Source organism: Haloferax mediterranei ATCC 33500, assembly GCF_000306765.2.
Classification (GTDB): Archaea; Halobacteriota; Halobacteria; order Halobacteriales; family Haloferacaceae; genus Haloferax; species Haloferax mediterranei.
Genome location: NC_017941.2, coordinates 2,551,485 through 2,564,866, shown reverse-complemented (window position 1 = coordinate 2,564,866; position 13,382 = coordinate 2,551,485). Strand labels below are relative to the sequence as shown.

Genomic DNA, 13,382 nt, shown 5'->3' with positions numbered 1-13,382 from the left:
TGGCAGCCGAAATCGGGAGACTGGGGGCACATCGGGGATAGATTTGGGTGAGAGTTCGGAAAATCTTCTTTTAAATACTCGTCCCCAACTGAGGTATGCGACGAACACTCGCAGTACTGATGACTCTCGTCGTGGTCGCCGGGGGCGTCCCGGTGGCCGTGACGGCACAGCAGGAGGCCGCGAGCGTCTCCTTCGAAGACCAAGCAACGGGTGGAACGACTGTCACAGTTGACTCCGTAACGCTTCCGGAGGGTGGCTTTGTGACCATTCACGACGCCTCGCTCTCAGACGGGAGCGTGCTCGGGAGCGTCGTCGGTTCGTCGACGTACCTCGACGCCGGTACGCACGAGAACGTAACCGTCCATCTGGACGACCCAATCGACGAATCGGGAACGTTCGTCGCCATGCCCCACATGGATACCGACGATGACCGCGTGTACTCGTTCGTCGCCGCCAACGGCAACGCCGACGGGCCGTACACCGCAGACGGCGGTGCAGTCGTCGACGACGCGATGGTGAACGCCAGCGCGTCCGTCTCGATGACTGACCAGCCAACGACCGGCGACTCCGTCGTGGTCGACCGCGTCGAACTCTCGGAGGGCGGCTTCGTGACGATTCACGATGCGACGGTCACTGAAGGCGAAGTGTTCGAGAGCATCCGCGGCACCTCGGCATACCTCGAAGCAGGCGTTCACGAGAACGTCCGCGTCGAACTGGACGCGCCCGTGACCGAGAACACGACGCTCGTCCCGATGGCGCACATGGACACTGATGGTGACGAGACCTACACTTTCCCCGAGTCGGAAGGCGAGACGGACGGCCCGTACACCGCTGACGGGAGCGCCGTCGTCGACACGGCGATGGTGATGCCTTCGGACACCGCGAGCGTCAACTACAGCGCGCAGGCGACCGGTGGCTACTCCATCGTCGTCGAGTCCGCGTACCTCCCCGATGGTGGCTTCGTGACCGTCCACGACGGGACCGTCACCGAAGGCAAAGTGTTCGAGAGCATCCGCGGCACGTCCGCGTACCTCGAACCCGGTCTGCACCGCGACGTGCGGGTCACACTCGATTCCCCGCTGAACGAGACGACCACCGTGGTCCCGATGGCACACATGGATACTGACGGTGACGAGACGTACACCTTCCCCGAATCGGAAGGCGAGAACGACGGCCCGTACACCGCAAACGGCGGTGCAGTCATCGATAGTGGGAACGCGACCGTCTCCGCGAGCGTCGATTACACGATGAAATCGTCCGACGGCACGACCGTCGTGGTCGACCGCGTCGAACTCTCGGAGGGCGGCTTCGTCGTCATCCACGACCCCGCGCTCTCCGGCGGCGCAGTCTTTGACAGCGTCATCGGCACGTCCGAATACCTCTCGACCGGCGTCCACGAGGACGTGGTCGTGACGCTCGACGAACCGATTCGCTCCTCGCAGGTGCTCACTCCCATGGCGCACATGGACACCGACGGCGACGAGATGTACACCTTCGAGGAGTCAGATGGTGAGGCTGATGGCCCGTACACCGCAGACGGCGGCGCGGTCGTCGCCAGCGCCCACACCTCGGTTAGCGCCGTCGTGACCGCGGTGGATCAGTCCGGCGATGGCACGACCGTCACGGTCGAGTCCGTCACGCTCCACGACGGCGGCTTCGTGACGATTCACGACGCGACGGTCACCGACGGTGAGGTCTTCGAAAGCGTCCGCGGAACGTCCGAATACCTCGAACCCGGCACGCACGAGAACGTCGAAATCACCCTCGACACGCCGCTCGAAGAGTCTGGCACGCTCGTTCCGATGGCGCACAGAGACACCAACGGCAACGAGGCCTACGACTTCCTGACCAGCGAAGGCGCTGACGACGGTCCGTACGTGGCGAATGGCAGCGCGGTCGTCGACACGGCGGCCTACACGGTCGAAGGCACGGACACCGGGACGCCGATGGAGACTGAGACGATGACAGACGACGAAATGACGGACGACGAGATGGGCGACATGACCGACGAACCGACGACCGATTCGTCCGCCGAAGCGCCCGGATTCGGTCTCGTCGTTGCCCTCATCGCCCTTGTCGCGGCGGCACTTATCGCCGCCCGGCGTCGGTAATCGGGTTCCGCTGACCTACCCTCGTACAACCCTCCAAACACCCACTTTTCGTACGCCGCGCGGGCAACAAAGCCCCTCTCCGCGCGGCACCGGCCCCGTTTGGGGTTATTTTGATGAACTCATTCGACTCGCGTAGTCCCACGTATGCAACTTCGTGGGCCGGATTCGAATCGTCACTTCGTCGCGCTCGGGCGACAACAGTCGCTCGGCCAGCGGGGTATCGTCGTCACCGAGATAGCGGCCGATAAGCCGCCGGAGCACCGTCTTTTGCTCGTCGGCTTCGACGGTCGTGGTTCCCCGTCCGCGGACGCCGCGATACGGCGGGTCGTTCGTCGAGATTTCGAAGGCGACGTCGTCGTACGCGCGAAGGAACCGAACCACGTCGGCGTCGGCCGAGGTGGCGCATCGAAGTTCGGACTGCTCGGCGTCCCACTCGTACCACAACGAGAGCATCCAGAGGTCGTCCGCCGGGGTTCGACACGAGAGTCTGACGGGAATCGTCGTCATCGTCAGGAACTCCTCGACGCGTTCGCGCGACCACGGGCCGGATGGCTCAGGACCGTTCATAGTGGGATGTTCGCGGGCCAGGGGCTAAGGTACGGTGGCTGTCTGCCTGTTAGGCCGCCCACGCGAGCCCGGGCTACCGGAGGCCGACGAATCCTTCTCTCGTCCGCAGGACAACTGTCCCGTTGGATAGTATCGGACCGGATTTGGGTACGGCAGGAAGGGTTGTTCGTTTGTCTATTTCCCCGGACTCAGCGTCGACGATGGCGAGTCTGGGTTGGTGGTCGTCTTCCTCCGCGTAGACGCCGACGTAGAGTTTCCCATCACACAGTGTCGCCGCCGTCTGTCCGGTCGCAGCAGGATGGAGGTCACGGAACCCGAGCGTCCAGTCGATGGTTCCGTCGTCAGCGTGAAGGGCGGTGAGTGCTCCTCCGAACTGCGTTAGATACACGTGATTTTCATCGACGGCGGCGATTCGGACGCTCCTGCTGTCGCCCTGTTCGTTGACCCATCGTGGGTCTCGTTTCTCTTCGAGGTCGTAGACGGCCACCCGACCGTGGGCCGATGTGTAAAGTAGTTCGTCGTAGATGACCGGGGCGGCGGATATCGTCCGGGACGACCCGGACCAGTGGGTCGAATCGGTCCAGTCGGTCTCCCACCGATACTCACCGGTTTGCGTATCGAAGACGGTGAACCCGTCTGACTTCGGGTGGACCAGCGTGCGGGCCGTTGCAGCCGGGGGGACCAGAGTGAGTGTTGACCCCCCAAACCGTGTTTTCCACTCGACCTTCCCATCCGGCGTGAACCCGTACGCCATCGAGGTCGAATGACTCGTCGGTGTTGCTACGTGGACGAGACCTCCCGCAACGACGGGTTGCAGCGGTGGGTGACTTGACATATTTTCGCTCCACGACCACAATTTCTCGCCACCACTGAGACTCCACGCATCCAGTTGCATCCCGTCTGTTCCGTCGTAGTGGCTGAATAGTCGGCTGCTCGTGGCAACTACGACGTGCTCCGGACCGACCTTGGAGAAGCGTTGGGAGGACGTCCCATTTCGAGTGGTGAGGAAATCGAATTGGACGCCATCCGGGTTGACGGTGGATTCACTGGCGACCACGAGGCCGTTCGTAGTTACTGGCTCTGGCAAGTCCGGGAAATACCCCTGTTTGAGCGGTATGGACGCAGTCCAGACGACATCGAGTACATGGGGGTCGTCGGGCGCGTTCGCTTTCGGCGGGTGCCGGTTGTTGGTCGCGTCGTAGTTCGGATGGCTCCAGTCCGATGGCGTGATAACCAGCGGCGCGGCTTCGGCGTTCCTACCGAGAGTGTCGCGGACGACGTAGCCACCGACAGCGCCGACGCAAAGACCACCTCCAAGCAGCGAGAGGGCGCGTCGTCGAGAGAGCGAGGAGGGCGTGCGCATCACCAACACGTTGGATTATCGACGTGAATAGCCCTGTGGTTTGCGCCCGCGGAAGGGAAGATAATTGCCCGTGGGGGGCTGACGAACCCGTATGACCGACTACTTCGAGGTTCACGCGCGCGACGGTGCCGCCCGAATCGGGGAGTTGCGCCTCTCCGACTCGGTGACGACGCCGGCGGTCGTGGACGACGTTATCGAGGACGCCGGTAGCCTTTGGGCCGCCGAGCGCGAGATGCCGGATGGTTCAGACGACGTGCTGACCGTCCTCCCACACCGCTCGCTCCCTGCCGGGAGTGCAGACGAGATTCGTGAGTCGTTCTCCGTCGACTACCCCGATGTGGACTTTCCGTCCGCGGCCACCGTCACCGCCGATACGTCCGATGACTACGGCGCTGACGCGTACATCCTCTCGGACGCGCAGGGCTTCGTCGGCCACGCGCGAGCCTTCCGCGACAACATCGTCGAGGCGAAAGAAAATCTGCCTGCTGACACGGCGCTCATGCTCTCGGGCGTTGCCACGCCGCGGAACGTTTCGCTTCTCGCCTACGCGGGCGTCGACCTCGTCGACGAGACGTTCGCGCGTGCCCGCGGCCTTGACGGCTTCTATCTCACGACCGACGGCGAATACTTCCTCGAAGACCTCGACGAACTCCCGTGTGTCTGTACCGCCTGCCAGAAACCCGCCTCGGAGTTCACCCGCGCCGACGCCGCCGACCACAACGCCAACGCGCTTCGGGCGGAACTCGCCCGCGTCCGTCGCCGAATTCGTGACGGTCGCCTCCGCGACTACATCGAGGGGCAGGCCCGAAACGACCAGTGGCTGACCGCCGCGTTCCGCCGGTTCGACCAGCAGTACTCGTTCATGGAAGAGCGGATTCCCGTCATCCGCGACTCGGAACTCACGGCCGCATCCGAGGAATCCATCGACCGCGTGGAGATTCAGCGGTTCGCCGACCGCGTGACGACGCGCTACAAAAACCGGTTCGACCACCCGCTCGTTCTCCTTCCGTGTTCGGCGAAAAAGCCCTACAGCGAGTCACAGAGTCACCGTCAGTTCCACGAGGCCGTCCAATACCGTGGACACATGGTGTCGATGACCTCGCCTATCGGCGTCGTTCCGCAGGAGTTGGAACTCACGTATCCCGCCCAGCACTACGACTCGGTCGTCACGGGTGACTGGTCCGAAGACGAGAAAACGTTCGTCGCCGAGGTACTCCGTCGGTACCTGAAGCGCAACGACTACCCGCGCATCATCGCGCACGTGCCGCCGGGCGCGTACACCGAAATCGTCGAACGCGTCGAAGCCGACCTCGACCTCGATGTCGAGTACACGGTTTCGGAACACCCGACGACGAGTGAATCCATCGGGAACCTGATGCGGACGCTCGACGGCGAACCCAAATTCACCCGGGAGGAACGCGAGCACAACGTGGTAAAGGCTATCGCCGACTACCAACTCGGCCCGGCGGCTGGCGACGCGCTCTTTTCTGATGTGGAACTGGAGATGACGAGTCGCTACCCCAAACTGCAGGTGTGGAACGGCGAAGGCGAGCAGTTAGCGACGATGGTGCCGCAGTACGGCGTCATCTCCTTTACGCTCGAAGGTGCGAAGGTCTGGCGCGACAGCGACGCGCCGACGAAGACAGTCGAAATCGACGGGTTCGTTCCGCACGGCTCGGTCCTCGCACCCGGTGTCGTCGACGCTGACGCGGAGATTCGCTCGGGCGACGAGGTTATTGTCGAGGGTCCGAAGGCATTCGCTATCGGGCGCGCGGAGATGAGTGGTGCTGAGATGGTCGACTCCACGCGCGGTATCGGCGTCGAGATTCGCCACGTCGAAGAGAAGTAGCGACGATTCCCCACGGTACCGAAGTGGGGGAGGAAAACCTTCTTTTCCGGCAGTAAACCAGCGGCCGACAACATCTGATTAACGAAATTATATTTTATTTGATGAATTTACAAGGACAGTTTGATAGGTCATAACGGCCTTAATCAGCCATATAGCTGGTTTTATGGAGGTTCTGGAGTCTTGGAATTATCAGTTCTCTATAGTTTTAAATACTATCACGCCACAACGTGGTCAATGATGGACAATCGACACGAGGGGGAACTAGCGGTATTCGACGAACTCCCCGACAACAACTCGATCGACTGGACGATTACGCAGGCGCTCTTGGCCGCGAGTGACTCGACGTCTCGCGCACTTGAGGCGCATCTGATACAGGCACAGTACCACAACCACGACGACCACGAGGCGGTTTCGCCTCGGGCACACATCGATGCCGCTATCGACCGACACGAACAGATTCTCGAAGACCTTCGATTCGCTCGCGACGCACTCGAGCACAAGTAGCAGCTTCCCAAACTAGACACTTTGACCAGGCTACTCCCACTTTTGGTGCCGATATTCCCGTTTTCTCCGACACCAATCGTGTCTACCTACTAATATCTGTATGTGACCTACTCATAAGATGTTTATTTAACATGCGATGAAAACAACCGTGTATGAAGTTGGCCGTCCCAACTGACTTCGATATACTGGAGGCACTCTCTGATGGGAGGCGGAATACTGCTGTAAACCTCTCGTATATCCTCGACAAGAACCGTTCGTACATTAACACGCGACTGCCGATACTAGCAGACTACGGACTGCTGGCGCGAGTCGGGCCCGCGCCGAACTCCGGTCTGTACGAGATTACCGAGAAGGGACTGGTCGTCCTCGACAACCGCGACCAGTATCGTACAGAAGGCGTCGATTTCGACGACCTCGTCGAGTCCGAACTTAGGGCACGGACCGGCGACGACGCTGCAGCAGAATAGCGAGACAACTACGCGCCACAACCGAAGGTCTGGGACGGCCTTCGGAGGCACCCCGGCGCGCTTCTGCGGACGAACCGTACGACGAGTTACAACGCCAGCTTCATTCTCAGAAGTGGATACGAAACCGGCCTCGGACTCTGATGACCGTATTTGGCGCACTGGTTCTCGTGCTCGTACTGGGTCGTCGCCGCCTTTTTGCTATCTGGTCACTCACTGCACGATATGCCTATCGAAGAACTCTCACTTGGTGTTCCGAAGCCGATTCTCGACGCACTGCCGGAACCGGAGGGGACGGCCGCACAGGACATGCAGCGAGCGGTCGAAGGACTGGAGACGAGATTGAACCGTGCTATCGCCGACGCCGAGTCGGAAACGGAGGCAGCCGAATACGTCGTCGACGCAATCGAACGACTCGAAGCCCACTACGAGAAGTACGACGAGTTCGTCCCTGAACTCCGCGCGTGGGGACAATCACCTATCTACGCGATTGCGTGGCGAAACCTCCAAGCCGACCTCATCGTACAGCTTCAGGAGTACGACTGGCTGAAACCATACGTCGACCGCGAACGAAACCTCCGACTCGTCGAAGACGGGATTCGATTCGGGAAGCGTTAATTGAGAACTGCGTCCGACCGAACGCTCGCCCGATTGCCTTTTCCGTGTCGCAGTTGCTGTCGACGCAATTCTATGGCTATAGTGATCTGGTATGGTCCAATAATATTGCTTAAAATATACAATATTCAAAATTCGACATAACACACCTTCAGCCAATATATCGTGCAGTATGCGGTTTATCCTGACTTTAGGTCCTATATTAGGAGGCACTAAGCACCATACAGGTATGATTTATTCTTTTTATAGTGTGGGGTTCACACTCTCTGAAGAATACTGAGTAGGATGAGCGAAAGAATAACGCATATTGCTATCTGGGGCACTTCTGTTGATACCGGTCTACTTGTGGGCGCGGAGTTAAATTTTGTAATATGAGCAATACTGCCCACCGTTTCTCCAGTGTTAATTCAGTCGGGGTCGATGATTTCGACTACGCCCATCGTATCGACTTTGACGACCACGTCGTCGTATTCGAATTCGAGGTTCCCGTTCGACAGCGACGGCGAGAACGAACTCTCGGCACCGAATAACGTGTCGAGTGCATCTGTATCGGCGTACTCGCCGAGCGGTGCGAGCTCGGTCGGTTCACACGCTTTATGCTCGCTTGTCGCTGTCAGAATCGCCTCGGACACTGATTCGTCTCGTTCACAGTCGTACCACACCCGCGTTCGTTTGGGGCTTTCGTGCCCCGAGATACTCATTCCCATTGTTGACCCACTTGGAGTAGTATTGGATTTTATATAGCACAGTCTTGATATATCTCTTATGCCCGAATTTGCTTGGTATCTACCATGACTCAGGGCAGTTAGTAACCGAGGTAGATACCATTATGCAATCCCCAATCCTCCTGGGGTGGCTCCAGCACCTGTTGGTTTACAATTGATTACAAATATTGGATATAGATTGTCTTATAGTGTTTCTTCTAGGCTACTTATCTTCTGTTGTCCAGATAGTTGGGATATATCCCGATATATTTTTATTCTCTCTGAACAACATTGGGAACTATGGACGAACACGACGAGCTAGAGCCTCCCACGTCGACTTCCGACTCCGAGATGCAACCCTCGTCGTCTCAAGTGGGCCTCGCAGCATCACGACAGACGAGTCGTGCGGGGGTCCGCACCAGCGACGCAACTCCCCCGAATCCTCCCGAGCAAACCGAGCCTGTGGGGAGCGACGATACTGCCTCCGAAATTGGGTTCGGCACACCGGCAACTGATGCGTTCGACCGTCTTACGGACCAGCCAAACGTACTCTTCGTCGGCCCTGCTGCGTCTGCAGTCGCGTGTGGTCGCTCCATACGGCAGTCAATGACGGAATCGACAGCAACGAACCAACTTCTTATGTGTATCGAGACACCGTTCGACGCACAACTCGACATTCTCCGTACCTCTCGTACTGAAGTAACCGAACAACGCGTGGTCATCACTGCACCGCCTCACGACCGGACCCGCGCCATCGAGATGTCGGAGAGACAGGTCGACGTACTGAACGTCGAGCGACCGACTGACCTCCCCCGTCTCGGTACCGAAGTAACCAATCTTCTGACTCAGTGGACCGACGCACCGTGGAACGTGTCTATCCACTCACTATCGAGTCTTCTCGAGGCTGTCGATAACGACCAGCATGTCTTCCGGTTCCTTCACGCCCTTACTGCACAGGTTAGGGCCGCAGACGCCCGTGCACAGTATTATCTCGACCCGACTCGCCACGACGAGCAGACGATTCGAACGTTCGCCTCACTTTTCGACGTAGTTCTGGAGTTCAGCGCGGACGGAACTGTCTCGTGCAGGTAATTTTCTTATAAAGGTGGGTGACCGAACCTAATGGGAAGGGGGAAGGGGGGATGAGTTCGGTCAGCGGATGCGTCCGAGGGGTTACACTGTGCGGTACTGCATCCACTAGCATACACTTACTGACGACATATTAATGATTCTGGTTTTGAGCCTGACACATGTATGGAAAAATCAGTGATAAAACAACCATACTGCCGTCACAGTAATTGAAACACTCATGTTGTTTGATAGCGTGTATCATGATATGTCTCGTCACTATCCAGAGCACGGCGTTGACGATACGCTCCTGCAGGCCAAAGTGTATCTCCAACAGGCGGAGGTGCTTCTGTGGGAGTATTCGCGCCGTCGCCCCACCGATACAACCCCCGATGAGTTCGACCGACTGTTCGACAATTTGTGGAGCGCACAGTACGAACTGGAACATGTGGTTCCATCGACTGACGCCGACGTATCGCTGGAGTCAGCCGATACGCCGACTCACGACTAAGCGAGGTTCCGCTACACACGGGAGTTCTTACTCGGTTTGACCGTCAAGCCACTCGGCCGCGTCGACGACGACTTCAGAGAGCGCTTCCTCTGCCGGCACATCGCTCGGAAGACCCACGCTCCAGGTGACCTGTGATTGTATCGCCTGTATGTTGACTCTCGCATTCTGCATCTGCGTTGCTAACACCACCGGAACCGACGCATCGAAGCGGCGGACCGCCTTCACCGCCTCGACACCGTTGAACTGCGGTGGTGCGTGTAGACAGAGTATCAAATGCGCTGGTTGTCCGGTCAATTGGTCGGACAACTCCTGATTCGAACTCACGTACTGTACCTCCACAACTCCTTGGGGCGGCTGCTGGTCCGGTGGTGGTCCATAAACGAGGAGGCGTGGTGTCGACACCATGCTAATCTGGGACACGCATTCAAGAGTTCTCAACGAGACTATATGATATTTTCTCATATACTGTCTAGTAGTATGCCAACTCAGACGGTGATAAACCGGTGTAACGGCCCATTGACGAATTGTCAGTCCTAGTGCACCATCTGCTCTCTTCTTCGATGTGTCTCACTGTGTCCCGGTCAAAATGTGTTAGTTCGGGTCATCCTGCGACTTCCGCGGTATCCGGACCTCAACAACTGCTCCTCTTGGGTCGTTGTTCCGAACGTCGATTGTTCCTCCGCTGTCGTCGACCGTCCACCGGACGAGCCATTAGTTCGGTGTCGACCTGCAGTTTGAGAGAACATTCTCAAACTGCGGAATATTACCCGTATCTCCGTGTCACCGAAGCACTCCCCACCTCTCAGAAGCGAAGGAAACCGAACGCGTTCAAAAGAGCGTGTCGAGCCGTTCGTCGACGACTTGCTCCGTCGCTTCGTGGGTCGACTCACCGTTTCGCTGTGCATCGATGGCGGTCGATTGAATCTCTTTGATGCGGTCGCTTCTCGCCACGTCGCCGAGGAGGACCAACACACCGATGTGGTTCGACGCCGGCACCGGGTAGTCGCCGCCGCGAACTTCCATGCTCTGGGTCTGTTCTTCGACCCACGTTCGACTCCGCTCGATAGCTTTTCTGTTCAACCATTCGGGCGGGCCACTCACGATGACGAGTCCACGCGCTGCCGAGTCAACGTCGCACGGGAGGGTGAGTCGGCCGAGAACCGCCTTTCGCGTCTGCGTCGTGATGCGGTTGATGGAGTCGAGTTCGTCCACCGACGACGACTTCTTGCCGAGCAACCCTTTGATGCTGAACCCACTGCTGTCGTCGGCGTCGGTCGGCAGTTCGCTCGCCGCATAGCCAATCGTCGAGATGCCGCCGCCGCGGAGGGTGTTGATAATCTCGGACGAGTCGACGACGCTCTCTGCGACGGTTCCCGAGTCGCTCACTTCGCCGGATGCAAGGAGGATACCCAGCCGCCGGACGAGCGTCTCGTTCATCGAATCGTGTGCCTGTGCGACGTCTTCGCCGCTCTGTGACCACGCGCCGTTGTCGAAGGCGAAGACGTGGTCAGTTACGTCGACAAACGTCTTGAGCGAGCGAGCGGCGTTCCGCGAGTAGAGACCGCCTTCGTCCGCCGCAGGGAGGATGCCGACGCCGTAGACGGGCTGGTTGTAGATGCGTTTGAGGTGCTTTGCGAGGACCGGCGCTGCGCCGCTGCCGGTTCCACCGCCGAGTCCAGCGAATATCATGAACGCGTCCGCTTGCGATGTCGGCGTTCCGTCGGTACCGCGGAGCAGTTGTCGACTGTCGCGCTCTGCGAGTTCCGCGGCGAGTTCGTTGTCCGCGCCGACGCCGTGTCCGCTCACCTCGTCGGCACCGAAGAGGATGCGGTTCGACTCGGGAACGTGTTCGAGCCCACGGAGGTCTGCAGACGCCGTATTGTAGGCAACCGCGTCGATGAGGAAATCGGCGTTCGTTCGTTTTTCGTACTGGATGAGGGCGTCGAGGACGTTCCCGCCCGCTTGCCCCATACCAAAGCAGAGGACCTTCATCATCTACCCGTTCGGACCCACGTCGTGGTGAATCTTCTGTTAGATATCCATTATTTATATATGGAGGTTTCACCGACCGGTCTCTCGCTGAAGCAACTGGGTTAGTTCTATACGACGTGAGTGAGTATCGGGCGTCGGATACCGTATGCCTTGCCCGCGTTGCTCACAGCACCTGTCTACGCTTGCTTTCGATGGACATGCAGCGCTGTACTGCGAGCGCTGCGGTTTCGCTGATATCGAAGCATCGCACGAGCGCGACGCCCCTGCAAGTGAGTCGTGGGACGACGCTATAACGCGTTTTCGCAAACAGGCCGCGGAGACGCGATGCGACGGCGGCGACGACTGCTAAACGAGTCGCTTCCGCTTTCGGCGCTTCCGACTGGTCACCGCCGCGCTGCTGTCGGTGCCGCGTGCTCGACACTTCGTCTGGCGTCGTTGGTTAGTTCGATTCGCTCGACGCTTCGGCTTCCTTTTTCGACTTGGACTTGGACTTGGACTTGGACTTGGACTTGGACTTGGACTTGGACTTGGACTTGGACTTGGAGTTCGCTTTGGACTTAGATTTCGACTTCGAGCTTTTGCGGGACCCGCTTCCGGACCCACCGTTGGATTCCTCTTCAGACCGTGCCGCGACGAGCGACCCGCGAGCGACGCTGTACAGCGGGCGTTCGATACTGCGGACCTCGTTCACGGAGAACGGAATCGTCGAGTCTTCGAGGTGGTGTTCGAACAGTTGTTCGAAGCCTTCGGGACTCGACGTACCGCCGGTGACGACGACCGGTACGTCCAGTCCTTCTTCGATGTCTTCTTCGTCGACTTCGCGTTCAATGTTCTCGATAACGTAGTCGAGGAGGTTTTCGTAGTAGATGGACAGTGCGCCCTCGACGCCGCCGACGTCGGTGCGGAAGTCGAGTTCGAAGCCGTCTTCCTTGATTGAGGTCACCTTGTCGACGGCTGTTCCGGTCGCCTGTGCGGTCTGGTTGTCGATCCAGTCGCCACCGCGGGCAATGGAGAACTGCATCACGGGGACCGCGTAGTACGACAGACAGATGTTCGTCATGCCTGCGCCGAACGAGATGCCGAGACCGGTGAAGTTGTTGTCTGCGAGTTCGCTGTAGATGACCGCCATCCCCTCGTTGATGGGTTCGGGGTCGTACCCCATATCGCCGAGCATCGATTCGAGCGTCTTGTCGTGATACAGCGTCGAAAGCTCGGAGTCGATGGGGTCTGCGGGACTCGAATAGAACAGGCGTTCGTTCGGGCGGGAGGGCGCGCCGACGACCTGTTCGATGATGAGTTTAATCATCGGAATCGCGGAGGACTCCTCGCTGGAGAGGATGCCGTGTTGCATCGGCCGCCGCGTTTCCTTGCTGAAGATGTTCGCAAAGTTGAGTGCGTCGTCGCCGACGACGTACACTTTGTCGTCCTTGCGGATGTGCAGAACGTCGCTCCGCGAGAGCATCTGTTCCGCCATGTCGCTGTAGTCGATTTCGACAAACGAGTTTCGCTGCTGGACAAAAACCGTCTCGTTTCCATCCTGACTCGCGGACAGGATGTTCATCGTACCTACGTCAAGGCCTTTCGCCATACGTAATACCTCGTATGGCCCTCGCATAAATCTGTATACAGAGATT

Annotated in this window: 14 protein-coding genes; 8 read left to right on the top strand and 6 right to left on the bottom strand. The window is 58.8% G+C overall.

Annotation, left to right across the window (positions count from 1 at the left end; genetic code table 11):
- Positions 1 to 119 precede the first annotated feature (119 nt).
- Positions 120 to 2,111, top strand: coding sequence for a DUF7282 domain-containing protein (locus tag HFX_RS12990; protein WP_179955362.1), 1,992 nt, complete (start codon positions 120 to 122; stop codon positions 2,109 to 2,111).
- A 105-nt stretch (positions 2,112 to 2,216) separates the two neighbouring features.
- On the opposite strand, the gene HFX_RS12985 is transcribed toward HFX_RS12990, so the two are convergent.
- Both HFX_RS12985 and HFX_RS12980 read right to left on the bottom strand, forming a co-directional pair.
- A complete protein-coding gene (locus tag HFX_RS12985) occupies positions 2,217 to 2,678 on the bottom strand; it encodes a pyridoxamine 5'-phosphate oxidase family protein (RefSeq protein WP_004059512.1) in 462 nt (153 codons plus the stop codon).
- Between the two features lie 73 nt (positions 2,679 to 2,751).
- The gene (locus tag HFX_RS12980; RefSeq protein WP_004059513.1) at positions 2,752 to 4,041 is read right to left on the bottom strand and encodes an outer membrane protein assembly factor BamB family protein; all 1,290 of its coding nucleotides are present in this window, start codon (positions 4,039 to 4,041) and stop codon (positions 2,752 to 2,754) included.
- A gap of 91 nt (positions 4,042 to 4,132) precedes the next feature.
- Between HFX_RS12980 and arcS the strand changes: the two genes are divergently transcribed.
- The 4 genes from arcS to HFX_RS12960 all read left to right on the top strand — a co-directional run bounded on the left by arcS (position 4,133) and on the right by HFX_RS12960 (position 7,476).
- Entirely contained in the window at positions 4,133 to 5,890 is a 1,758-nt protein-coding gene (arcS, locus tag HFX_RS12975; RefSeq protein ID WP_004059514.1) for an archaeosine synthase subunit alpha, read from the top strand.
- 234 nt (positions 5,891 to 6,124) lie between these two features.
- Positions 6,125 to 6,394, top strand: a complete 270-nt coding sequence (locus HFX_RS12970; protein WP_014732428.1) for a hypothetical protein — start codon at positions 6,125 to 6,127, stop codon at positions 6,392 to 6,394.
- A gap of 152 nt (positions 6,395 to 6,546) precedes the next feature.
- On the top strand, positions 6,547 to 6,861 hold the full coding sequence (locus tag HFX_RS12965) for a helix-turn-helix domain-containing protein (RefSeq protein ID WP_004059516.1): 315 nt from the start codon (positions 6,547 to 6,549) through the stop codon (positions 6,859 to 6,861).
- 222 nt (positions 6,862 to 7,083) lie between these two features.
- Complete coding sequence (locus HFX_RS12960; protein WP_004059517.1) at positions 7,084 to 7,476, top strand: hypothetical protein; 393 nt, start codon at positions 7,084 to 7,086, stop codon at positions 7,474 to 7,476.
- 404 nt (positions 7,477 to 7,880) lie between these two features.
- Here the strand turns inward: HFX_RS12960 and HFX_RS12955 are convergent, their stop codons facing one another.
- Entirely contained in the window at positions 7,881 to 8,180 is a 300-nt protein-coding gene (locus HFX_RS12955; protein ID WP_004059518.1) for a HalOD1 output domain-containing protein, read from the bottom strand.
- 297 nt (positions 8,181 to 8,477) lie between these two features.
- On the opposite strand from HFX_RS12955, the gene HFX_RS12950 reads away from it, so the two are divergent.
- The gene (locus HFX_RS12950; RefSeq protein WP_004059519.1) at positions 8,478 to 9,269 is read left to right on the top strand and encodes a DUF7504 family protein; all 792 of its coding nucleotides are present in this window, start codon (positions 8,478 to 8,480) and stop codon (positions 9,267 to 9,269) included.
- A 244-nt stretch (positions 9,270 to 9,513) separates the two neighbouring features.
- A complete protein-coding gene (locus tag HFX_RS19740; protein WP_014732429.1) occupies positions 9,514 to 9,756 on the top strand; it encodes a hypothetical protein in 243 nt (80 codons plus the stop codon).
- 27 nt (positions 9,757 to 9,783) lie between these two features.
- Here HFX_RS19740 and HFX_RS20325 read toward each other — a convergent pair whose 3' ends face one another.
- Both HFX_RS20325 and HFX_RS12935 read right to left on the bottom strand, forming a co-directional pair.
- Entirely contained in the window at positions 9,784 to 10,029 is a 246-nt protein-coding gene (locus tag HFX_RS20325; protein ID WP_231512865.1) for a histidine kinase, read from the bottom strand.
- A 555-nt stretch (positions 10,030 to 10,584) separates the two neighbouring features.
- Complete coding sequence (locus tag HFX_RS12935) at positions 10,585 to 11,727, bottom strand: tubulin/FtsZ family protein (RefSeq protein ID WP_179955361.1); 1,143 nt, start codon at positions 11,725 to 11,727, stop codon at positions 10,585 to 10,587.
- Between the two features lie 166 nt (positions 11,728 to 11,893).
- Between HFX_RS12935 and HFX_RS20630 the strand changes: the two genes are divergently transcribed.
- A complete protein-coding gene (locus HFX_RS20630; RefSeq protein WP_014732431.1) occupies positions 11,894 to 12,097 on the top strand; it encodes a zinc finger domain-containing protein in 204 nt (67 codons plus the stop codon).
- Positions 12,098 to 12,187: 90 nt separating this feature from the next.
- Here HFX_RS20630 and HFX_RS12930 read toward each other — a convergent pair whose 3' ends face one another.
- A complete protein-coding gene (locus tag HFX_RS12930) occupies positions 12,188 to 13,336 on the bottom strand; it encodes a disk-shape morphogenesis protein volactin (protein WP_014732432.1) in 1,149 nt (382 codons plus the stop codon).
- Positions 13,337 to 13,382 lie beyond the last annotated feature (46 nt).

Coding starts and splice junctions, on each gene's coding strand:
- HFX_RS19740 (WP_014732429.1), top strand. CDS start 9,514: ATGTCTCGTCACTATCCAGAGCACGGCGTTGACGATACGCTCCTGCAG.
- HFX_RS12930 (WP_014732432.1), bottom strand. CDS start 13,336: ATGGCGAAAGGCCTTGACGTAGGTACGATGAACATCCTGTCCGCGAGT.
- HFX_RS12965 (WP_004059516.1), top strand. CDS start 6,547: ATGAAGTTGGCCGTCCCAACTGACTTCGATATACTGGAGGCACTCTCT.
- HFX_RS12955 (WP_004059518.1), bottom strand. CDS start 8,180: ATGGGAATGAGTATCTCGGGGCACGAAAGCCCCAAACGAACGCGGGTG.
- HFX_RS12960 (WP_004059517.1), top strand. CDS start 7,084: ATGCCTATCGAAGAACTCTCACTTGGTGTTCCGAAGCCGATTCTCGAC.
- HFX_RS12970 (WP_014732428.1), top strand. CDS start 6,125: ATGATGGACAATCGACACGAGGGGGAACTAGCGGTATTCGACGAACTC.
- HFX_RS12950 (WP_004059519.1), top strand. CDS start 8,478: ATGGACGAACACGACGAGCTAGAGCCTCCCACGTCGACTTCCGACTCC.
- HFX_RS12985 (WP_004059512.1), bottom strand. CDS start 2,678: ATGAACGGTCCTGAGCCATCCGGCCCGTGGTCGCGCGAACGCGTCGAG.
- arcS (WP_004059514.1), top strand. CDS start 4,133: ATGACCGACTACTTCGAGGTTCACGCGCGCGACGGTGCCGCCCGAATC.
- HFX_RS12935 (WP_179955361.1), bottom strand. CDS start 11,727: ATGGGGCAAGCGGGCGGGAACGTCCTCGACGCCCTCATCCAGTACGAA.
- HFX_RS12990 (WP_179955362.1), top strand. CDS start 120: ATGACTCTCGTCGTGGTCGCCGGGGGCGTCCCGGTGGCCGTGACGGCA.
- HFX_RS12980 (WP_004059513.1), bottom strand. CDS start 4,041: ATGCGCACGCCCTCCTCGCTCTCTCGACGACGCGCCCTCTCGCTGCTT.
- HFX_RS20630 (WP_014732431.1), top strand. CDS start 11,894: ATGCCTTGCCCGCGTTGCTCACAGCACCTGTCTACGCTTGCTTTCGAT.